A 21,672-nucleotide genomic window follows, 5' to 3' on the forward strand; every position below is an offset into this window, starting at 1 on the left:
GGCGTTGCCACGTCGGCGCACACATGTCGCCCGGCTGGACCAACCTCTTCGCAAGAGTTGAAACATTCTGGACACGATTCCAACCCACATCAAAATCGCTCAATTGTTCGAATTCCAGGTCACCTTTCCCGATTTTCTCCGATCACGTACTCATCAGCTCGTTTCGCGAGATGCAGCGCGAGCGGCACAGCGAGCGGTACGTAGTCGTCGACATACCTGAGCTGGTGTACCAGCGCAGCCCAGGTCCGCGGCTCCTCGGGCTCGCCCGTGGTCGTCATCCGGCTCGCGAGCACCGTGAGCTCGCGGATCTCCGGGTTCCAGCCGGCGACGGTGACACCGCTGGACGCCGCGCCATCGCGGTACTTCATCGCTTGGTTGGGTCTGGCGCCCTGGACCGGGACCTCCGTGATGCTGTGGAACACGCGGTTGCCCGCCCCGGCGTCGAAGGGATGCCAGACGCCACTCGCGTGGCCCGCGAACCTGGCGTCGTCGCGCGGCGCGTACCACTGCGGGACCTCGTCCCGCCCTCCGTTGTCGCGGATCACGACCACCCGCAGATCGGGACCGAACAACGCGGCGCGCTGGGCCGGCCAAGAGCCGAACCCGAGAGAGTCGGGCACCATCGAGCTGTTGAGGAGCCACGGCCACGAGTGACGCATGTTCCCCGCCTGCATCAGCAGCAGCGTCGGCGTCCCGCGAATCTGGAAGAGCAACGACCTGATCCGGCGCTCCGCGGCCGCCCGCTGTTCCGCCAGCGACAACCACGTGCCCCCGCCCTGCTCCGAATCGATGTCCCCGTGCAGGCTCAGCAGCAGCTCGCGGTACGACACCCAGCTCTTCCGGTGCTCGTCCCAGCCTTCGACCCGCTGCCCGTGTTCGGCCGGACGAATGCGCACCGCCACCAGGGCGCGCCGCGCGGTGCGAGCCGTGGTGTGGTTCTTCCGGATCATCCAAAGGCCCACGTACTGGAGGTCCGACGGGATCGCCGCGCCGAGGGTGTGGTCCGGTGGCAGCACCGCGCCGAGCTGGCGAAGACCGTCGAGGACCGAGGAGCGCGCCCTGTCCGCGAGCGCTGTCGTCTCTGTTGTGACGAACTGGCTGACCCGGCGTGCGTCCGCGCAGCCGAGGCGGATCGCACTCTTCGGGTCGCGGCCGGGACCGAACTTGTCCGCGTCGCGCAGCTCTACGAGAACGAGGCGGACCAGTGCGTCCGGGGACGGCGCGCCGAAGTGCCGGATGATCATCTCGCGGCGGTCGCGGGTCGCCGCCGAGACCGCGCGTGCGTGTGCCTTGCCCCACGAGCGGGACACCGGCAGATCCGCGACGATCTCCTCCCACGTGGCCACGTCCAGTCGCACCTCCAGTTCGGGGGTGCGCCAATGAGGCGCGGATGCCGGGTCGAGGTCTAGAACGTCGCACAGCGCAGCGACGAGGGCGTCACGGGTCCGATCGTTCTCGTAGCGGATGTCGATGCTCAACGGACCCCCGCCGAGCGCGGCCGCGCAGGCCTGCCGTCGTGCGCGGCCCTTCACCACCTTGCTCACCGCCTTCGCCTCGTCGTTCTTGTCGCGGCGCCACAGTTGTGGTTTGGCGAGCAGCGTCACCTTGGTCAGGTCCGTGGCACGGCGAAGGAGTCCGGTGAGCGATTCCTCGACCCATTCGTCGAAGTGGCGTCGCTCGACGGGCATGAGTCCCGACTTCGCGGCGTGCGCCCCCATCGAGGTCGAGTGGGCCACCCACACCGAGACACCGTTGCGGCCGAGTGCCCACTCGGTGGGGTTGTCGATCAGCTCCTCAGCGGTGGGCAGCGTGAACGCGGAGCTGTACTCCGGGAGCAGCGTCATCAGGCCGTCGCCACGCCACGCCGGTGCGCCGAGCCGGGGGTCGTGATGGACGCCGTTGGCGATCAGCCTCGGCACTCCGCCGTCGCGGATCGTCCACGGCAGGGGAACCTGCAAGCAGGCGGTCACCCCGCGCCGGGGGTCCAGCTTCACCGGTTCGCCGGTCACCCAGCGGCGGACGCCGTAGGTGACGTGCACCCTGGGCAGGTCCGAGAACGGCACGGTGTGCAGAGAGACCCGGATCAGCAGCGAATGCCGCCAGTCCCGGCCGCGGCTGACGTGCGACTGAGGCGGCCACGACACCAACTCGGTGCCCCGGGCCGAGGACACCACCCGGAACGACAGCTCTATCCCCTCGTGGTGGTAGGTGCGCGCGGCCAGCCGCGCCGCGACTGCTTCGGGCACCAGGTGGTACAGCCGGCGATGGGGGTTCGCCGTACCGCCCCTGGTCAGCGTGGCCTCGGTCAGGTCGACGGAGGTGGACGTCCAAGCCGGCACGGCGTCTTCGAGAGCGTCGAGCAGGGCATCCACCTCGTCGCCGTCAGCATCGCCGCGGCGAGACAGGATGCGGGTCAGCCAAGCGTTCGTGAGACGAATCATCGCGTCGTGCGGCACGTCGTCGGCCGCGTAGAGCCACGGCATCTGATCGTCGGTTGCCGCGCCCGGAGCGGCGAGCACGTCCGGCACCGCGGCCTGGAGCAGCGAGTTGAACTGTTTGATCGGTGCGGTCCACCGCGGATCCGTGCGGGTGAACTGCTTCGCATACCGCTGAATCACCTTCGCGCGCCACTCGCGAGCAAACGCAATGATTTTGAAGTCGTGCGACCACGGATCGCGGCCGAGGTCGTAGGCGGTGAGCCGAACCGTCGGCGTCATGTGCTGTGCAGACCTTCCGTCGCGTTCGCCAGGCATCTCCCGAGCGCCGTCCACAGCGGTCCGTAGAGCTCGCGCACGAGTTGCCGTTCGTGTGCGGGGATCGCCGGATCGGCCTTCGGGGAGCAGTAGCGGTCCAGCACCGAGTGCATGGAGACCAGCAGGCTCGTCTCCGCGGTGTCTTCTCGCCCGTGCGCCAGCTCCGGGGCGAATGCCGCGTCCACAAACACGACCCGCGCGGGTACCCCACCTCGCACCAGGCGGCCGATCACCTGCCAGATCACGACCAGCAGGTCCCAGGTGACCGACTCGCGGTCGTCGCCCAGGTCCCGCCACGTCATGCTGCGGGCCACCACCCGGCGCCACTGCGCGCGAGCCGCCGACCGGAACACCCTGCCCGCCTCGTCGAGCGAGCCGGCCGAAGCGGTCATGGCCCGGAAACGGCCGTCCCGGCGAACCCTGGACGCCCAGTCGTTCACCGCGTGGACGGCGAGTGTCAGGTCGTCGGGCCGCGGACTGGGGCGGACGAGGAAGAACACGGATCCGATCGCCGCGACCCTGTGCTCGTTGAGGATGTTGTGCCCGCGTTCGACCGCCAGCAGAGGAGCGACCAGGAGGTCCGCGCGCGTCATCGCGAGCGTGTCCACGTCGCCGCGCCGCAGCACCGGTGCCTGGTGTTCACCGGGCTCGGTGATCTCGTCGTCGTCCGCGACGAGCCGGAACACCTTCTCCCGCCACCGCTTCATGCCGTGCAGCAGGTCGGCGACCAACTCCGCCTCCTCGTAGCTGCCAACCAGCAGCAGGATGCGGCGGCGGTAGTCGTCGGCGATGTCCGCGAGCTCGTCCTCGAGGACGCTGGCATGCCCGTCCGGTGACTTGGCGAGCCGCGTGACGATGCCGCTCAACGCGCGTGGCCGGTCGTCGAGAGGTGTGCCCGAGACGCGCATGTGCGTTTTGCCGTTGCGCACGGGCGCGAAGCGGAAGTCGCTGTCCGAGGCGATCCGTTCGATCTCCGCCCTCTCCGGCGCGAGCAGTGCCCGCACCGGCACGTCCAGGTGGTACCGGCTCGACGACCCCGCCCAGCTGCTGCCGGACAGCAGCACGACGTGCGGCCCAGGCCGGTTGTCTGCCTCCGGCAGGTCCACCATGGCCTTGAGCAGGTCGCGGCCGACACCGATGCAGTGGAAGAACCGCAGCTCGCCGCTCACTACGCCGCCGTCGTCCCTGCCCTCGGGCAAGAACTGGAAGCCGATGACGTCACCCATCGGCGGTTCCGGGATCATCGGCCCGTAGTCGTCCGGTACCCGGAAGCCCAGTGCGGTGTCCAGGTTGAGAGCGGCCTCGACGCGCGGCCACATGACGGTCATCAGCGCCAGCTTCGGTTCGAGCGCCGAGAGCAGCAGGGTGAACTCGAACCGGATGGCCCACCGGTCCAGCCACTCGCGACTGGCGACGTCCCCGTTGACGCGGGTCAGCTCGGCAAGCGCGTCCCGCAGTTCCAGGCGGGTGCGCCGCAATGAAGTCGCGTGCAGCAGTTCGCTGGTCAACCGCACGAGGGACGGGTTCGCCGGCGGAAAGCTGCGACGTTCGCCGAACGGGTTGTCGCGAAAGCGGTCGAGTTCGCCGAGCAGCGCGTCACGGGCCGCCTCGAGCGTGTCTGGCCCGGGACCCACCGTGTGGGGATGGCGATCGGCCACGAGTCTGCGGTACAGGAGCCAAGCGCTGAAGTGGCCTTCTCGCAGCCACTGCCTCAGGTCGTGGTGACGCACCAGCAGGGCGTAGATCCGGTCCGTCGCCGCGCAGGCGGTGTTCACCGCCGCCGACCACGCCTGGACGTCGTTGTCCGACAGCGGGATGCGCGCGCGGTCGACGAGCTGGCCGATCTTGTGCGCGTGGACCTTGTCGAGCCACGACACGGCGCCACGTCCGACCAGCGTGTTCACCGGCGCGAACTGGGAGTCGAGCGTGATCTGCACCCGGTCGACCTCGTCCACGACGACAATATCGCTGCGCCGGCACGCCAGCTCCAGGAACCGGATGCGCTCGGCGTTCTGCGGCCAGGGCACGGCCGTGCTCACCAGGCTTTGCGGTGTCGCCACCCACACGTCCGCCGCGACGAGCTCGTGAGCCGAGTGGTGACGCGGGCACGTTGACCAGAACGGGCAGGCACGGCGGGCGTCGGCACCGGCCTTCACGCCCCTCGGGCGGAGCCTGGTGCAAGGGGCGTGGCGGTAGGCCGGCGGTGGCCGGTCGTCGCCGCAGAGAGCGGCGAGGGCGCACGACGTGCCCAGATGGTCGAAGCCGGCGTCAACGTGCCCGAGGACGCCGGGCACGCCACGCCCGGCGAGTCTGCGGTGCAGCCGCTCGGCGTGCCGAACCCGTGTCCCCGCACCGATGACCGGGGCGGCCCTGACACCATGGGTGCCGAACAGTTCGATCAACTTCAGTGCTTCCGCGACGTCACCTACGACGAGAGTGACGCGCAGCCCCAGTTCGGTGACCGCGTGGACGGTCAGAACGTCCCGCAAGGTGCTCTTACCCGCACCCACGATCCCGAGCAGGTGAGTGAGGCCGTCGAGGTCGATCGTCTCGCTCTCCGCAAAGCGGTTCCCCGTCAGCGGCAGGAGGGAGACCCGGCCGAGGCGTCCTTCCCAATCGGCGTAGGCGGTCGAGTCCATGTCACGTGCCGTCGCCAGAAGCGCCGACTTGTCGATCTTGACGGGTTTGCCCTCCCCTCGTAGCGGATCGTCCAGGCGATGCCCGACCGGTGGCGGCAGGTCGAGTGCCGGCAGGGTCACGGCTCTCAGTTCCTCTCCGGCGACGAACGTGTGCGGACCGGGTTCGGCGACTCGCAAGCCGCTGCCGGCGAACGGCGCAGCTTCGCGGAGCAGCCGCTCGTAGACGGACCAGCGTTCCGGTGCGGTGGACACCGGACGGCGGGCGGGCGGCCGGTTCAGGTCGATCTCTTGGTAGCCGCGCAGCTCCTCGTCCAGCTCGCCGTAGTCGGCCAGCGCGGACTGCCAGGCAGCGGGACTCCGCATGGTCCACAGTTCGTACCGCGCGGTCCGCAGTACGTCGTCGAAACCGCTGATCCCGCGCTCCCGCGCGAACGGGAAACCGCTGAACAGCGCCCACGCCTCGGTGACCGGCGCGCCCGGCAGCACCATCTGGGCGACGAACAGCCCGAACTCCGTGGTGAACATCTTCTGCACGACGTCGCCAGGAATGCGGTAGGTGTCCGCCAGCGGCGCGGACATGGTGTGGAACAGCTGTCTCGAGCTCCGCATCACGCCTCGTTCCGCTTTGCCGAACCACCGGCCAGGTCCACCAGTTCCGAGTCGGCCACGAGCGTCGGCGCACCGGACAGGAGCCCGTCGAACACCGTCCGGTAGTCGGATCTCGCCCACAGGCGTTCCCCCGGTATGACCACGAGAGGGTTCTGGTCGCGCCATGCCGACCTGTCCACAGCGCGGGCAAGCAGTGCCGGGTCACCGTGGTCGAACGTCAGCACGAGGCGGTGGCCGCCTTCAGGCCAGTCGATCCGCAGCCCCTCGGCTCCGCACGTCACCGCCGCGTCGTGGCTCCGGGCCAGCTCGACCACGGCCCGCTCCACCCGGCCGACACCACCGATCGTCCGTCGCGCCGCCTCGGCGAGCACCAAGCTTCCCGTCGCGGGCAGCAGCTCCGGTGGCTGTTCCGCCGCGGCGCACGTCTCCCGTTCACAAACCCAGCCACCACCGACGAGCGGCACGGACGGCGCGTGGCAGGCCGTGCACCGGGCCACCTCGCCACGCCGGACGAGCGCCCTGGGAACGGGCCCGTAGAGACCGCGCACCAGGCGCCACGTGCGGCGGGCGACGCGGTCACCGGCGAAGGCGGTCACCACCTCGTCCGGCACGACCTGGTGCTCGGCCAGGAACAGTCGGCACTCCAGGTGGCGGTCCGGTGCGACGGTTGCGTCGAGGTGGTCTCGGATTGGATCGGATCGCACGGCGCTGCCGTCCTGCGCCCACTCCCGGCACAGCCCCGTCGGACGGGACCGCCGGACGTCCACCAGCAACCCGTCGCCGCCCAGGACCTCGTCGGGCAACCGCAACGGCCAGTCGGCCAGCGGCCGGGACCCGCACCACCCGACCAGGCCCGGCAGGCTGCGAGGTGGCCGCACACCGCGCGACAGGCACGTCAGGGTGAGCTGGTCCAGTGCGGACTGCGCGCGTTCCGGATAGGGCGTCGCGAAACCGGTTGCCGGGTCCGCTTCGTCGAGGTCCAGCACGGCCAGGGCAACCGCGTGCACCAGCGCGGCGTCGTCCGCCATCACTTCACGACCTCCGCCCGGCCGGCCGGGCACCACCGCACCACTTCGCAGGTGCGGCAACCGGGGCCGGGCCGTGCAGGGAACTCGTCGTCACCGTGCCACGGCGCGGCCAGCGACGTGATCACAGCCTCCGCCTCGGCGCGGGTAGCGGCATCTCGCACGTCGTAGATCCGCAGGTCGTTGCCCTCCGGGTGGAGCAGTTCGAGCTCGACTCTGGGATGTGGACCGGTGTCGCGGATCGCGCCTCGACCGAGCAGCACGATGGCCAGGGCGAGCTGCGGAATCTCCGACAGCGTTTGAAACACCCGGTCCGGGTCCACACGAGTGGTCTTGAGCTCTCGCCAGACCAGGGAGTCGCCGTCCCGGTAGAGCAGGTCGGGTTTCGCGATCACGACGACGTCGGCGGCGGTGTCGTCGAATGTGAGAACAGGTTCGATGCGGAGTTCCGCCGGCTCCAGCGAGAGCGGGCACACCTCCGCGTGGTGCCGCAGCATCGCCGTGCCGGCCGCGATCTCGCGGGCGGGCAGCTCACGGTCCGGCCACGTGTCCGGCACGTCGGGAACGCAGACAGCACCAGACCGGTGACGGTGCTCGACGTAAGCGTGCACGGCCCGGCCCCGTTCGGCGGCAGGACCGCGCTCGAACGCCGGCGCCTTCGGAAGTCGCAGCCGCCCCAGGTGGTCTCGTGCCGGGCACTCGCGGTACTTGCGGGCGTTGGTGACGGACCACGTGCGGCGCGGCCGGCTTCGGTCCGCGATGCCGAGCACGCCAGGGGTCTCGATCCGTTCCGGGCAGATCGCCCGGAACCGGCACGCCACGCACGGCTCACCCGGCCGATACTCATCACCGTCCACGGCGTTCCTGAGCGCATCCCGGCCGTGCTCGCGGTAGTGGTCGAGCGCCTCCGCGCGCGTCCGGTCGTACAGCAGGGCGGCCTCGCCGGCCAGACAGGAGAACTCCCTGATCCGCACTCGTTCGGGCGCGGGCTCGCCGCTCGCTGCCACGAACGCCGCGACGGCAAGCTCCCCCGCGCCGCGCTTCCCGTTGCGAAAGCCGATCATCCTCAGCTCGTTGACACCATCGGCGGTCCGGAACCTCCTGCCCCAGGCGTTGATCTCGTAGTGCCGGACGCCCCGCTGGTCAGGCTCAGCCAACCTGACGACCTGCTGCCACGGCGTGCGGACGGGCATGGCCTCGTCACCGTCGAACGCGTCGAGGTAGCCCGCGACCGCGTGTCTGGTCCACTCCGCGATCCCGTCGTGGTTGCGCCGGCCCCACGTAGGAGCGAGCGCTCTGTGCACGGCCTCGGCAGAGTGAACACCGTCGAATTCGACGAGGTCGAGCGCTGCCATGAACGGACCGAGCGGAAAATCGTTGAGCGTGGAGTGCTTCGGCCTTTCGTCGGTGGTACGCAGCCCGCGGCGGGCTTTCAGCGCTTCCGACATGGGGCAGCGGAATTCGGTGGAGCCGGCACTCGCGACCGAAACCACGATTTTCTGCGGACTACCCGAAATCCCCTCCGGCAGGTGCCAGCGTCCCACGCGCTCTCCTCTCCCCCGTCGGCCGGGATCATGTCAGAGACGCGCTACTCCGCTGGGGTGAACCTTGTAACAGGACAGGCTTTTGCTCCACTATCGGACACAGGTGGGCTTTGACGCGAGGGGTGATTCGTGAAGGTCGGCACCGTGCTTGGTGATCGTTTCCACTTGACCGGGCCGCTGGGCGCTGGTGGCATGGGGCGCCTATTCCGTGCTATCGACCTCGAATGCGATGTCGAGGTCGCGGTGAAGGTGTTACCGCCCAGGTTTTTCCATTCCGAAACCTGGTATGCCGAGAACGGCCAGAAGCTGGCGGCCGAGGGAGACATCGGCCGGCAACTGCACGACGTGGACGGGACACCCGTCGTGCATCTGATCGGCGCACACGGTGAACTGTCCTATGTGGTCATGGAGATCATCGAAGGCGTATCGCTCACCGAACTGATCGACCGCAACAGGTCGATCAAGCGGCGCGCGGCGGTGGCGATCGCCTGTCAGTTGGGTGAGATCCTGGACGCGGTGCACCACCGCGGTTTCGTGCACCGGGACGTCAAGAACGACAACGTCAAGGTCGATCCACGTGGTCGCGTGTACCTGCTCGACTTCGGGATCGCAAAGCACATCGACGCAGAGAACAAGTTCGGGGGGACGCACGGCTACGCGCCGTACGAACAGGTGAGACACAAGAAATTGACATTCCAGAGTGACATCTACGCCCTGGGATGCCTGGTGTGCCAGATGGTCGCGAACCGCCTGCCGTTCCTCGAAGAGGACGACTGGAACGTCGGTGAGGTGCCCGTAGAGGTGCCGGCTCGGGTACTTCACCGCCTGGGGCCTGATCTCGCGGCGGTGGTGCTGCGCATGATCGACCGGGACCTCACCCGGAGGTTCGCCACGATGGCAGAAGCGGTGCGGCACTTGAGCAGACTTCTACCACCGCCTGGCTCCCCACCGGATCCCCAGGCCCTTGATCCCGATCCCGAAGCGTGGCTTCGCGCCAACCCGTTGCGCATTCCGCTGACCGGTGGCTAAGGAGTCGTGAGCTGACGCAGCCTGTCGAGAAGGTCCTTGTCGTCGGGTGACGACTTCACGAACTCCTCCAGCAGTCCCTCCAACAGGTCTTGTGCCCGTTGCCAGGCCTTCCGCGCTCCGGCCGGATCACCGGCCCCGTCGAGTGCGTGGCCGAGCACTTCGCGGACTCGGGCCTCGTTCAGCAAGGCGCCGGTGCGGCGATACTCGTCGGCGGCCTGTTCCGCCGGGGTCACGGCCTCGGCGGGGTGGCCGAGTTCGAGGTGGCAACTCGCAACCGTTCGCCTCGCCGCGGCCAGCCCGTACCCGTCACTGGCGGTCTGCACCGCGCGCTGTGCGAAGGAAAGCGCCTGTTCGGGATACCCGGTCTCCAGGAGCACACCGGCCATACCCGATGCCGCGTAAGCGATGCCTCGGTGATCACCAACGGCCTCGTAGGTCCGGAGTGCGACGCTGTAGTGCTCAGTCGCGGCACCCATGTCCTTGCGGCTTTCGTGGATTGCACCGAGGATCTGGTGACTGTGCGCCTCGCCGACGACGTTGCCGGCTTTCCGCTCCAGCGCGATCGACTCGCGCACGACGGCCATCGCACGGTTCAGGTCGTTCAACTTGCGGCGGGTCGCACCGAGCTGCCGGTGCACCGCCGCCCGGTAGCGGGGCTCGGTGGTGCCGGCAGCCGTCTCCGTCGCGTCGGACAGGAACTTCTCCGACTCCTTCCAATGGCCGCGCTGGCGCTGGTACAGGACGAGCACAAGTGCGAGTTTCCATTGGTAGGACTGGTAGTTCCGATAGGCGGGGTGTCTCAGCACCGACGTGAAGACGCCGTATTCAGCGTCGAACCACGCCATGGCCTTTTCCTTGGAGAACGCCGGCACCTCGAGAGCCGGAGGTGGTGCCGTGTCGGGGAACTCGCGTTCCGATTCGAGCGCCAGATCAGCAGCTCTCCCGACCCAGAAGAGGTGATCGAGGACCCGCGTCCGCGCGGTGCCCAGAGCCGTGCCGGTCAATTCCGACTCGGCCTGGCGCGCGGCGAAGAGACGCAGCTCGTCGTGCAGTGCGAACCGGTCCTCCTCGACCTCGTCGACGAGGTGGCTTTCCGTCAGCTCGTCCATCCACGTTCTGAGCTCGACCGGCGGTAGACCGGTCAGGAAACTCAGCGCGGCCGCGCCGATGACCGGCCCGGGGTGCACGCCGAGCAGGTGGAAGACATCGGTCGCGACCGGCGACAGAGCCCGATACGACCACGTGATCACCGTCTCCAGCCTGATCGACCGGTTCTTCGGCACGGGTGCGTCGAGCAGTGCAGACGTGTCGTGGAGTTCCTTCAGGATCGTGTTCAGGCGGTGCTTCTTGCGCTGCTGAGCGCGGGCCGCGACGATCGAGATCGACAAGGGCAGCCCACCGCACACGGCGACGAGTTCCTCAGCCGCCTGCCACTCGTCGTTGACTCGCCTGTCGTCGATCAGGTCACGCAACATCGCGAGCCCTGCTCGTACCGTCAACCGCTCCACGGAGACCTCCTTGCCGCTTCCGGCGGAGCCGATCCCCGGCATCCGCCGCCGGCTGGTGACGACGGCGGCGCACCGCGGTCCGGCGGGCAACAGCGGTTCGACCTGGCCGTGGTCGAACGCGTTGTCCAGGACGATGAGGACAGCCCGGTCCGCCAGCAGGCTTCGGTACTGACCGACGAGGTCGTCGGCCGGCGTGGCGCCGAGCGCCCGGACGAACGACCTGAGCAGGCGATCGGTCGGCACGGGGTCGTGCTCGTCGAACCCGCGCAGGTCGCCGTGGAGCACACCGTCCGGAAAGGCGCCGAGTGAGCGGTGCGCCCACCACAGGGCCAGTTGGGTCTTCCCGACGCCCGCCGGGCCGACGACCGCGACGACATGCGCCCTACCGGCGAGCAGCCAGTCCAATTGTGCCAGCTCGTGCTCCCGTCCGTGCAGAACCTCGACGGCCCGAGGCAACTGGTTCGGCCTGAGTGGACCGGGCACGTCAACCTCGGGCGCGGCGCGGGCGTCCGCGACGGCTTTCCTCACCAGACAAGCGAAATTCGCCGGTATCGTCTCCGCAGCCTTGCGTCGGCGCAGGGCGAACTCGGCTGCGACCCGCTCGACTTCGCCATCGTTGCCCAGGTGCACGAGTGCTCGTATCAATGCCTCGAAGACCTCGACGTCACGCGGCCACCGGCTCATCGCCTCGCGTGCGACTGTCAGGGCCTCATCTGCCAGGACGCAGTCCAGGTTCGCTGCGATGAGGTCCAAACAGGCTCTGCGGTGCCGGTTCCTCAGGTCCACGGCCAGGTCCTCGAGGTGCGCCTGCCCGACGTTGGCCAGTGGTTCGCCCGGTCGCCACAGGTCCACGGCTTCACGCAGCGCACGTCGTCGTTCTTCACCTCCGGATGCCTGTGCTCGCGCGAACAGCTTCCTGAACCGCCAGTAGTCGACACGCTCGCGGTCGAGGACCAGGCGCACCGGGCCGCGTTCCTCCGGCAGCACTTGGTCTCCGACGAGCTTCCGCAGGTCGCGGACGTAGTTCCGGATCGTCGCCGGTGCCAGCGAGACCGGAGATCCGCCGAGCAGTTCGGTCAGCCGCTGCCGACCCACAGTGCGCTGGGAAGCGAGCGCGAGCGCCGCCAGCAAGGCACGGGTGCGGTCCGTCAGCGGCTGTTCGACACCGCCTTTGAACAGTGCCACCGGCCCTAGAACCTGTACGTGGATACCGTTGTCCTCCATCACCGCCAGTGAAGCAGAACCGAACTTCGAAGCCGCTTTTCCACACGACTTCCACACGATCGACACACGTTCGCCGGAGACGCTTTCGCCGTCCTGGTCGAACGGAGAACGGGAGGTCGGATGGCGACGAGGAACTGGACACGAGCACCCGTCGAACAGACATGCGCAGTGCGGCGGGTGGTCCTCGCGGTCGTGCACACGGTGGCCTCGGGCCGACGGGTGCTGGACGCACTCTCGGTCATCGAGAGCGAGCCGGAGGTGCAGGTGGTCTTCACGAGTCCGCCGGACGCCGTCGGCAGCGGGGTCGAGGAGTTCCTGGACAAGGAGGCCGCGCTGACCATCCCGTGGCGCGACGCGGCCGACGGGCGGTTCGACCTCGTGGTGGCGGCGTCGAGCCGAGCAGTCGGCGACCTCGGTGGCGGTCCGGTCCTGCTGCTGCCGGACGTGGCGCCGCGCGGGGCATTTCCCGACGTGCCGGGGTACGACGGGCTCGGCGGCATCATGCAGGCCTTAAGGCGCCCTTGCGGCACCGCGCACCCTTTGTCCGTGGTCGCGCTTGCCCATCGCGAGCAGCACCGGTTGTTGTGCGATCTGTGTCCGGGCGCCTCCCGGCACACCGTTGTGGCGGGAGACATGGGCTTCGACCGGCTGGTGGCGAGTCTGCCCCACCGCACGCACTACCGGACCGCACTCGGCGCCGGCGCGGCCGGGCGAGTGGTGCTGGTGAGCTCAGGACGCGGGCCGCAGTCGCTGTTCGGGCGGTCTCCGGAGTTGCTCGACCGACTCGTCACGGAGCTCCCCGGTCACCTCGTGGTCTGCCACCTGCACCCGGACGTGTGGGACGTGCACGGCCACCGCCAAATCCTGTCCTGGACGTCGGCCGTTCGGCGGGCCGGCCTCGTGATGATTCCGCCCGACGTCGACTGGCGAATTCCCCTTGTGGCCGCCGACCTGGTGATCGGCGACCACGGCCCTGTGACGACCTACGCGGCGGCGGTTGGCAAACCGGTCGCCCTTGCCCTGCCCACACCGTTGGTGACCACAGCGATTCCGGTGCTGAACCCGTCACAACCACTGCGCGACCAGATCGACGAGCTCGCCCCACCGGTGACCGCGCAGGCTGCCATCGACCGTGTCACCTCAATGCCGCACCGCGCTGCCACTGTTCTTCGCACGACTTACAGCCGTGCGATGCGCCTGCCTGACCTGGGCGCACCCCCGGTCTGCCGACCAGTCCCGGTAGACAGGTTCATCACCTCGTGGTCCGTGTGACCACGACTTCCAGAAAGAGAGAGACATGTCGAACACGAAGCTGTCCTCCGTCCGCCTCGGCCGGGGCGGGGGCACTGGCGACAGTCGCGGCCGCTGAGTTCCTGCTCGCGGGAGGTTCGACCGCGAACCTCCCGCAGTTTCACACCCGGCACACCTGGCGTCAGGCGTGCCGGGTGGGTCTCGAGCGGGTCGAGAACATCCGGGCATCGTGCGTTCCAGCCGTCGTCGACACCTGCTGGCTCGCCCGCAGTCTCGGTTGATACACCTTGAAAGCACGGTGTGGGAGCAGATTGGGAGCAACTCCGTGCATCGAGCGCGCCAGAACGGTCCTCAATGGACTCAAATAGGACAGCGCCGACCTGCAGGGCTCTTGTTGCGCAGTTCAGCGCGGTATCGGCGCCATAGTTCACACCGAAGAGGTCGCTGATCAGATCCCGGTGTCGCCCATATCGATCAGAAGGCCCCTGACCTGCAGAGGTCAGGGGCCTTCCGGTTCTTCGCACACGCTTACCACTCGAAAACCGCACTGCGGGATCCTGCCTGGACAGGATGAGGCCACCGATGCTCCTCACCGCTTCCGCACAGAGGTCGGGGATGTCCTCGACACAGGTGACGAGGGTGTACGCAACGGTGGCACGACCAACCGACTGCTCACGATCTTCGGGTGGTGCACGCCGGACCCCAGCGAGATCACGGTGGCGGACGTTGCGCACTGCGGCCCCTACCTCAACGACCCCACCGGCTGGTCCCCGGCGAACTGACGGCGCGGACCGCTTGGGCATCCGCAGGAGCACGGCCCGCGGGCAGCTCTAATCCTGGCCTCAGGTTGCTCGGGGACGATGAGCGCCAAAAGCATCGACGGGAGGGGGCGGGCCGGCGTGCGGATCATGATCGCGGATGACGAGGCGGCCATCCGTGAGTCGCTGGAGCGGGTGCTGCAGGTCGAGGGTTACGACACCTGCACCGTCGCCAACGGGCTCGCCGTGCTCGACGGGGTCGAGGGCGACGAGCCGGATCTGTTGATCCTCGACGTGATGATGCCTCGCCTTGGCGGGGTGGAGACCTGCCGGCGGTTGCGGGCGGCGGGCCGGGATCTGCCGGTGCTGATGCTGACCGCCCGGGATCAGGTGTCCGACCGGGTCGCGGGGCTGGACGCCGGTGCCGACGACTACCTGCCCAAGCCGTTCGCCACCGAGGAGTTGCTGGCGCGGGTGCGGGCGCTGTTGCGCCGCCGGGCGCCGGGTGACGACGAGTCGCAGATCCTGACGTTCGCCGACGTCCGGGTCGATCCCGACAGGTTCGAGGCGTGGCGGGGCGGGCGGCCGCTGCGCCTGACCCGGACCGAGTTCTTCCTGCTGGAGGTCCTCGTGCGCAACGCGACCAGGGTGTTGACCCGAGGCGAGCTGTTCGGGGCGATCTGGGGCTTCGACATGAGCGTCACGTCGAACAACCTCCAGGTTTACGTGAGCTACCTGCGTCGCAAGATGGAGGCCGGGGGTGAGCCTCGGCTGATCTACACGCGGCGCGGACTGGGGTACACGTTGCGGGAGACTCCTCCGTGAGCAGGCCCGCCGGCCGGCTGACGCGCTGGTGGCGTTGGCGGTCCCTGCGGACCAGGCTGACGGTGATCGCGGCGACGGCCATCGCGGCCAGTGTGTTCCTGGCGTTCCAGGTGGCCAGCGAGCTGCTGGACTGGGAGCTGCGAGCCACCGCGGAGGACCAGCTGCGCGCCGACTCCCGCGTCCTGGCGGCGAACGCGGAGCTCGCCGGGCTGGCGCAGCTCCGGCTACCGCCCTATCCCGGATCCGGCCGGCTGGTGCGGGTCGTCCTGTCCGACGGTTCGATCCGGACGCCGGTCGGGCAGCCCGCGCTGCCTCCGGTCAGCGAGGGTGCCGGGCGCGTGGCGCAGGGCGCGTCGGCCGATCTGATGGAGTCGGGCGACAGCGACGACGACGGCTACTTCGTCTACACGCTGCGGGTGGGCGGTGGCGCGGTCCAGGTGGCTCGCGCCGCGGACGACAGCCCGATCAACCGGTTCGGGTTGGGCATGCTGCTGATCGGGCTGCTCTGCGTGGTCTGCGGCGCTCTTGTCGGGCGGGCCGTGGCGCGGACCGGGCTGGCGCCGATCGACCGGTTGACGGCCGCCGCGGTGCGTGTCGCGCGCACCCGCGATCTCGACGCCGACATCCCGGACGAGGGCGGCGGGGAGATCCGGCAGCTGATCCAGTCGATCAACGACATGCTCGCCGCGCTCCGGGACTCCCGGCAGGCCCAGCGGCTGCTCGCCGAGGACGCCGCCCACGAGCTCAAGACCCCGCTGACGAGCCTGCGCCTCAACATCGAGCTGCTGATCCGGCTCGATCGGCGCGGCACCCTGGACAGCGCGCTGCCCTCGGAGAGCCGGACCCGGCTGCTCAACGATCTCGGCGCGCAGGTGGTCGAGTTGAGCACCCTCGCCGCCGAGCTGACCGACCTGGCGCGCGGTGACGTCAGCGACGAGAGCACCGAACTGCTCGACCTCGCCGACGTGGTGGGGGCCGCGGCGACCCAGGCGTGTTCCCGCGTGCCCGACGTCGAGGTCGCGCTCGACGTGACCTCCGTGTGGGTGCGCGGGCGTCCCGCCGCGCTTCAACGGGCGGTGCTCAACCTCATCGACAACGCCGGCAAGTGGTCCCCCGCGGACCAGCCGGTCCAGGTGCGGCTCCGCGCCCAGGGCGCGTCAGCGGTGCTCGAGGTCGACGACGCCGGGCCGGGCATCGACGCCGCCGACGTACCGCGGGTGTTCGACCGGTTCTACCGCGCCGACAGCGCCAGGGCGTTGCCGGGATCCGGTCTGGGGCTGTCGATCGTGCAGCGGGTCGTCGACGCCCACGGTGGCCGGGTCACCGTGGGCCGCTCCCCACGCGGTGGCGCGCTGCTCCGGGTCGACCTCCCGGCCGTCCCGATCGCGCGGCTCACCGCCGGGGACGGCACCGCGGTGCGCTGACCCTCCCCGCGAAAAGATCCGGGACGGGGCCCCGTCCCGGATCTCGTCCGTGCCGCCGCGCTCACCGCCGCAGCGCGGGCTCCTCGTCGCCGGCGAGCGGCCGTTGACCGTCCGGCTGCTCCACCGGCCGGGACAGCCGGCTCGGCCACCACATCCGCCGGCCGATCAGCAGGGTGAGGGCGGGCACCAGGACCGACCGCACCAGCAGGGCGTCGAGCAGCACGCCGAAGGCGACCAGGAACCCGAGCTCGATCAGCATCACCAGCGGAAGCGTGGTGAGGACCGCGAACGTGGCCGCCAGGACCAGGCCTGCCGAGGTGATGACGCCACCGGTGGCGGAGAGGGCTTTGAGCATGCCCTCCCCGGTGCCCAGGCGCACGGTCTCCTCCCTGGCACGGCTGGCCAGGAAGATGTTGTAGTCGACGCCGAGCGCCACCAGGAACAGGAACGCCAGCAGCGGCACCGAGTAGTCGACGCCCTTGAACCCGAGGATCGTGTCGAAGACGAACACGCTGCCGCCGAAGGCCGCCGCGAACGAGACGATCACGGTGGCCATGAGGACCAGCGGGGCCACGACCGCCCGGAGCAGCAGCCCGAGGACGATCAGGACGACGACGAGCACCAGCGGGATCACCAGCTTCTCGTCGCGGCCGGCGGTCGCCTCGGTGTCGAGGTTCTCCGCGCTCGGCCCGCCGACGATCGCCTCCGCCCCGCTCACCGCGTGCACGGCGGTGCGCACCCGCTTGATCGTGTCGTACTCCGCGGCGGTGTCCGGCGCGTCCGTCGGGAACACGGAGATGTCGGCCCAGCCACCGCTGGTCTGGCCCGGCATGGCCGCTGCCACACCGGGAGTGCTCTTGACGACGGCGAGGACCCGCTCCTGGTGCGCCGGCCGCGTGAAGATCGTCATCGGCTGGCCGCCGAGCTCCGGGAAGTGCTGGCGCAGAACGGTGAAGCCGGTGACCGACTCCGGCGCGGACACGAACTGGTCCTGCTCCCGCAGGGCGCCGGTGTTGCCCGTGAGGCCGATGGTGAGCACGCCCAGGACTCCGAGCGAGCCGAGCGCAGCCACCCACCGGCGGCGGCCGATGGCGGCGCCGAGCCGCACCCACAGCCCCGGCTTCTCCTCCACGGCCGTGCTGAACCGCGGGATGGCCGGCCAGAAGATCCGCCTGCCGAGGACCACCAGCATCGCCGGGAACAGCGTCAGCATGGCCACCAGCGCGCACAGGATGCCGGCCGCGCCGATCGGGCCCAGTCCGCTGGTGCTGTTCAGGTCCGCGACGAGCAGGCAGAGCAGGCCGGCGATCACGGTGGCTGCGGACGCGACGATGGCCGGCGCCGCGCCGCGCAGCGCGTGGACCATCGCGACCCGGACGTTCTCGTGGTGGTGCAGTGCTTCCCGATATCGGGCGATGAGCAACAGCGCGTAGTCCGTGCCGACACCGAACACCAGGATCGTCAGCAGTGCCGAGTTCTGGTCGTTGACCACGATGCCGAAGCCCTTGACGAGCAGGTAGACGGTCGCCATCGAGGTCAGTGCGGCCGCACCCACGGCCACGAGCGGGATGAGCCACAACACGGGGCTGCGGTAGGTGATGATGAGCAGGAGCGTGACGACGACGATGGTGGTGAGCAGGACCTGCAGGTCGATGCCGTCGAAGACGGCGTCCATGTCGCCGTCGACCGCGGCCGGGCCGGTCACGTCGAGTTCCAGGCCGGCGGGGCGGTCCTTCGCGGCGTCGCGCAACGGACCGACGAGGGCCTCCGGTTCGCCGTGGTTCTTGCCCACGTCGAGGATGAACATCATCGCCTTGCCGTCGGCGGAGGGTGTCGTCCGCAGGCCCTCGTCTCCTTCGCCGGCCGGGGCCTCCACCTTCGGCGGGTACTGCTTGGCAAGGGTGTTGAAGTGGCGCTCGACCGTCGCGCGGTCGGCGTCGGTGATGCCGCCGGTGCGGTGGTACACGAAGACGAACGTGTTGTCGTCCCCGCCGGGGAGACTGTCCTCCAGCACCGCGACCTTGGTGGACTCGGCGCTGGCCGGCAGGGTGTCCGCGGCGCTGTCGGTGGTGACCGAACTCAGCTTTCCGCTCAACGGCCCCATGAACACCGTCAGCGCCAGCCACAGGCCGATCACCGACCACGGCACCCACCGGCCTGCCCACCGACCGGCCGGCGCTTCCCCGGACGGTGCTGCGTTGACTGCCATTCGCTGGCCTCCTGCGTACGTGTTGCTTCGCTTGTCGGACGCCGACTTCCTATCGAGCGAATCTGAGATGACCGTTAGAACGGGCAGCGGCAGTCCTCTGAGGACGGCGCCGAGCCTCCCGGGAGGTAGTACCGTCGTACCGCCTCCCTCCCGGAGATGACGACCGCGGTAGGACGAAACGGGACGGGATCAGGCCTAGCGTTCAGGCATGAGGAAACCTGTTGGTCCACTGTGGAGGCTCGGGGTGGCCACCACGGCGCTGACGTTCGCCGTCGCCGCCTGCGGGTCGGACGCCGGCCGCGGTGCGGCGCCCACCGCGGCCGGCTCGTACAACGCGCACGCGGGCAAGTCGCCGGCCGCACCGCAGCCGCTGCGCGCCGGCGAGCGGTTCGTCGACCTGAAGATGGCCGAGGCCTACACGCCCGCGCCGCCGGAGGGCGGCGGCACGGACGAGTACCGGTGCCAGGTGATCGATCCGGGTCTGACCAAGACCGCGTTCATCACCGGGACCCAGGTCACGCCGGAGAACGCCGCCATCGCGCACCACGCCATCGTGTACGCCGTGCCGCCGGGCGGCGCCGCCGCGGTGCGCGAACAGGACGCGAGGACCCCCGGCCTCGGCTGGCAGTGCTTCGGCGGGACCGGCGTGGCCGGCGCCGAGGTGGAGGAGGGAGAGGCGGCGTGGGTGGACACCTGGGCGCCGGGTGCCGCGGAGACGCTGTTCACCGAGGACGCCGGCTTCAAGCTCGAACCGGGCAGCCTGATCGTCCTGCAGCTCCACTACAACCTGCTCGCGACCGACGGCAAGCCGGCCGGGTCCGACCGCTCGGCGGTGCGGCTGCGGCTGACGGACGGCACGCCGCGGACCCGGGAGTTCGTCACGTGGCCGCTCGACGCGCCGACCGACCTGCCCTGCACCCCCGACGAGTCGGGTCCGCTCTGCGACCGGGCGGCCTCGATCGCGGACGTGACGAAGAGGTTCGGGGCGGAGGTCGGTGCCACGGCGGACGAGCAGCTGGAGGAGTGCGGCCAGAGCGCGCCGAAGCCCGGTGACACCCAGACCTGCGACCACGCTGTGCCGGAGCCGGTGACGCTGTTCGCCGGGTTCGGCCACATGCACCTGCTCGGGCGGGCCATCAAGGTCGAGCTCAACCCGGGCAGGCCGAACGCCAGGATCGTGCTGGACGTGCCGCAGTTCGACTTCGACGACCAGCGGCTGGTGAAGCTGCCGGAGCCGGTGGAGATCGGTCCTGGGGACACGTTGCGGGTGACGTGCACGCACGACGCGGGGCTGCGCAAACGGCTGCCGCAGCTGAGCAAGCTGCCGCCGCGCTACGTGGTGTGGGGCGACGGCACCAGCGACGAGATGTGCGCGGGCATCATGACGGTCTCCCCCCGCGAGTCGTGACGAAGGGCCGAACACGGGTGAACCCGTTCTGGGGCAACGGCTCCAGCGGCGAGAGGCGTGCAGGCCGGATCGTGATCCTGTGCACGGCCTCGGAGCGGCCGGGAGTCGGAGAAGCGCTAGACCGGCCGGGTGAGTCTCAGGTCGTAGGCGAGGATGACGGCCTGGATCCGGTCCCGTGCACCGATCTTGGCGAGGACCCGCCCGACGTGGGTCTTCACCGTCGACTCCGACAGCGTGAACCGCCGCGCGATCTCGCCGTTGGTGAGGCCGTGGCCGATGGCGACGAGGACCTCGCGTTCGCGGCCGGTCAGGGAGCTCAGCCGGGGATCGTCCCGCACGGCCCCGCAGAGGTCGTCGTCGAGCCGGTCGGCGGCCGCGTCGAGCAGCCGGCGAGTCAGCGCCGGCGCGATCACCGCGTCCCCGGCGGCGACGGCCCGGATGCCGGCGAGCAGCTCCTCCGGGCGGGTGTCCTCGAGCAGGCACCCGCTCGCCCCGGCCCTCAGCACGGCGAACGCGTACCTGTCCACGTCGAACGTCGTCAGCACGAGGATCCGCGAACGCCCACCGGCGGTGGCGATGCGCCGGGTGGCCTCGATCCCGTCGGCGCCCGGCGTGCGGATGTCCATCAGCACCACGTCGGGATGCAGCTCGGTGGTGCGCCGAACGGCCTCGGCGCCGTTCTCGGCCTCGCCGACGACCTCGGTGTCGGGCGTGCTCTCCAGCAGCATGCGGAACCCGAGGCGCTGCAGCGGCTGGGCGTCCACCACGAGCACGGAGATCATGAACGGCCGCCTTCCAGGTCCGCGTCGCCCGGTGATGCCTACTTCCTACCGAGCGGACCTGAGACGACCGTTAGAACCGGCGCTCGGGCCGGTTCTCCACCGGCGGTTTCGCACAGTGCACGGTGACCGAGCCGTCCGGAGGCGGATCGAACTCGGCGACTACCGCCAGCCGCCGTCTGCGGCGACCTTCGCGGTGATCGCGACCACCGTCAGCGCGAGCGCGCCGGCCGTCACCCGCAGCACGACTCGGCCCGCGCGTGACCGCGGCGAGCAGAAGGTCAGCCAGGACACGGCGGTGAGCGCGGCGGTGAAACTGCCGGGCAGGTCGGCCGGTGCGCGGAGCAGTCCGGTGACGGTGGCGGCGGCCACGAGCCAGGGCGCGACCACCGTCACGGGGACGAGCAGATGCGGTGCTCGCCACCAGACGACGAACGGCACGATGCCGGCGACGAGCAGGAGGACGGTCGCCTGCGGTGGCAGCCCGAACGCGGGAACGAGCAGCATGGCCACCAGGAACGCCGTGGTGGACGCCCCGGTCACCAGCAGCGCGTCCGCCCGGCGCGGCGGTGGCGTGGTGATCCGCATCAGCGCGAAGCCCGCCACCGCCGGCACCGAGAAGTAGAGCATCAGGTAGAGCAGCACCGGCCCGACGAGCACGGGCACCGCCGAGCCGTGGTCGTGCAC

13 protein-coding genes are annotated in these 21,672 nt (G+C 69.8%); 5 read left to right on the forward strand and 8 right to left on the reverse strand.

Annotated elements, in window-relative coordinates; all coding sequences use genetic code 11:
* Positions 1–119: 119 nt before the first annotated feature.
* The 4 genes from ORI60_RS31260 to ORI60_RS31275 are packed head-to-tail and all read right to left on the reverse strand — an operon-like array spanning position 120 to position 8,381.
* Complete coding sequence (locus tag ORI60_RS31260; protein ID WP_266041592.1) at positions 120–2,717, reverse strand: pPIWI_RE module domain-containing protein; 2,598 nt, start codon at positions 2,715–2,717, stop codon at positions 120–122.
* The gene (locus ORI60_RS31265) at positions 2,714–6,001 is read right to left on the reverse strand and encodes a hypothetical protein (protein WP_266041593.1); all 3,288 of its coding nucleotides are present in this window, start codon (positions 5,999–6,001) and stop codon (positions 2,714–2,716) included. The genes ORI60_RS31260 and ORI60_RS31265 overlap by 4 nt, the downstream gene beginning before the upstream one ends.
* Positions 6,001–7,029 carry a hypothetical protein gene (locus ORI60_RS31270; RefSeq protein ID WP_266041594.1) on the reverse strand — a complete coding sequence of 343 codons (1,029 nt, stop codon included), beginning with the start codon at positions 7,027–7,029 and terminating at the stop codon, positions 6,001–6,003. The genes ORI60_RS31265 and ORI60_RS31270 overlap by 1 nt, the downstream gene beginning before the upstream one ends.
* Entirely contained in the window at positions 7,029–8,381 is a 1,353-nt protein-coding gene (locus ORI60_RS31275) for a PD-(D/E)XK nuclease family protein (RefSeq protein WP_266041595.1), read from the reverse strand. The genes ORI60_RS31270 and ORI60_RS31275 overlap by 1 nt, the downstream gene beginning before the upstream one ends.
* 318 nt (positions 8,382–8,699) lie before the next feature.
* On the opposite strand from ORI60_RS31275, the gene ORI60_RS31280 reads away from it, so the two are divergent.
* The gene (locus tag ORI60_RS31280; protein WP_266041596.1) at positions 8,700–9,599 is read left to right on the forward strand and encodes a serine/threonine-protein kinase; all 900 of its coding nucleotides are present in this window, start codon (positions 8,700–8,702) and stop codon (positions 9,597–9,599) included.
* On the opposite strand, the gene ORI60_RS31285 is transcribed toward ORI60_RS31280, so the two are convergent.
* Positions 9,596–12,292, reverse strand: coding sequence for an NB-ARC domain-containing protein (locus ORI60_RS31285; protein WP_266041597.1), 2,697 nt, complete (start codon positions 12,290–12,292; stop codon positions 9,596–9,598). The two genes, ORI60_RS31280 and ORI60_RS31285, sit on opposite strands and share 4 nt — an antisense overlap.
* Before the next feature lie 207 nt (positions 12,293–12,499).
* Here ORI60_RS31285 and ORI60_RS31290 point away from each other — a divergent pair, with 207 nt between their 5' ends.
* The 3 genes from ORI60_RS31290 (at position 12,500) to ORI60_RS31300 (ending at position 16,589) form a co-directional block, all read left to right on the forward strand.
* Positions 12,500–13,603, forward strand: coding sequence for a hypothetical protein (locus tag ORI60_RS31290; protein ID WP_266041598.1), 1,104 nt, complete (start codon positions 12,500–12,502; stop codon positions 13,601–13,603).
* Between the two features lie 878 nt (positions 13,604–14,481).
* A complete protein-coding gene (locus tag ORI60_RS31295; RefSeq protein ID WP_323055961.1) occupies positions 14,482–15,165 on the forward strand; it encodes a response regulator transcription factor in 684 nt (227 codons plus the stop codon).
* Positions 15,162–16,589 carry a sensor histidine kinase gene (locus ORI60_RS31300; RefSeq protein WP_266041600.1) on the forward strand — a complete coding sequence of 476 codons (1,428 nt, stop codon included), beginning with the start codon at positions 15,162–15,164 and terminating at the stop codon, positions 16,587–16,589. Before ORI60_RS31295 ends, ORI60_RS31300 begins: the two co-directional genes overlap by 4 nt.
* A gap of 61 nt (positions 16,590–16,650) precedes the next feature.
* On the opposite strand, the gene ORI60_RS31305 is transcribed toward ORI60_RS31300, so the two are convergent.
* On the reverse strand, positions 16,651–18,798 hold the full coding sequence (locus tag ORI60_RS31305) for an MMPL family transporter (protein ID WP_266041601.1): 2,148 nt from the start codon (positions 18,796–18,798) through the stop codon (positions 16,651–16,653).
* A 208-nt stretch (positions 18,799–19,006) separates the two neighbouring features.
* On the opposite strand from ORI60_RS31305, the gene ORI60_RS31310 reads away from it, so the two are divergent.
* The gene (locus ORI60_RS31310; protein WP_266041602.1) at positions 19,007–20,206 is read left to right on the forward strand and encodes a hypothetical protein; all 1,200 of its coding nucleotides are present in this window, start codon (positions 19,007–19,009) and stop codon (positions 20,204–20,206) included.
* 116 nt (positions 20,207–20,322) lie between these two features.
* Here the strand turns inward: ORI60_RS31310 and ORI60_RS31315 are convergent, their stop codons facing one another.
* Together ORI60_RS31315 and ORI60_RS31320 are read right to left on the reverse strand one after the other, a co-directional pair.
* Entirely contained in the window at positions 20,323–20,988 is a 666-nt protein-coding gene (locus ORI60_RS31315) for a response regulator (protein ID WP_266041603.1), read from the reverse strand.
* Positions 20,989–21,147: 159 nt separating this feature from the next.
* Complete coding sequence (locus ORI60_RS31320) at positions 21,148–21,672, reverse strand: DUF6239 family natural product biosynthesis protein (protein ID WP_266041604.1); 525 nt, start codon at positions 21,670–21,672, stop codon at positions 21,148–21,150.

Source organism: Lentzea sp. NEAU-D7 (assembly GCF_026242055.1).
In the GTDB taxonomy this organism is placed as follows: domain Bacteria; phylum Actinomycetota; class Actinomycetes; order Mycobacteriales; family Pseudonocardiaceae; genus Lentzea.

What these genes read in the sequence shown, in the direction of transcription:
- ORI60_RS31260 (WP_266041592.1), bottom strand. Translation starts at nt 2,717, where the DNA reads ATGACGCCGACGGTTCGGCTCACCGCCTACGACCTCGGCCGCGATCCG.
- ORI60_RS31265 (WP_266041593.1), bottom strand. Translation starts at nt 6,001, where the DNA reads ATGCGGAGCTCGAGACAGCTGTTCCACACCATGTCCGCGCCGCTGGCG.
- ORI60_RS31270 (WP_266041594.1), bottom strand. Translation starts at nt 7,029, where the DNA reads ATGGCGGACGACGCCGCGCTGGTGCACGCGGTTGCCCTGGCCGTGCTG.
- ORI60_RS31275 (WP_266041595.1), bottom strand. Translation starts at nt 8,381, where the DNA reads ATGGCAGCGCTCGACCTCGTCGAATTCGACGGTGTTCACTCTGCCGAG.
- ORI60_RS31305 (WP_266041601.1), bottom strand. Translation starts at nt 18,798, where the DNA reads ATGGCAGTCAACGCAGCACCGTCCGGGGAAGCGCCGGCCGGTCGGTGG.
- ORI60_RS31310 (WP_266041602.1), top strand. Translation starts at nt 19,007, where the DNA reads ATGAGGAAACCTGTTGGTCCACTGTGGAGGCTCGGGGTGGCCACCACG.
- ORI60_RS31315 (WP_266041603.1), bottom strand. Translation starts at nt 20,988, where the DNA reads ATGATCTCCGTGCTCGTGGTGGACGCCCAGCCGCTGCAGCGCCTCGGG.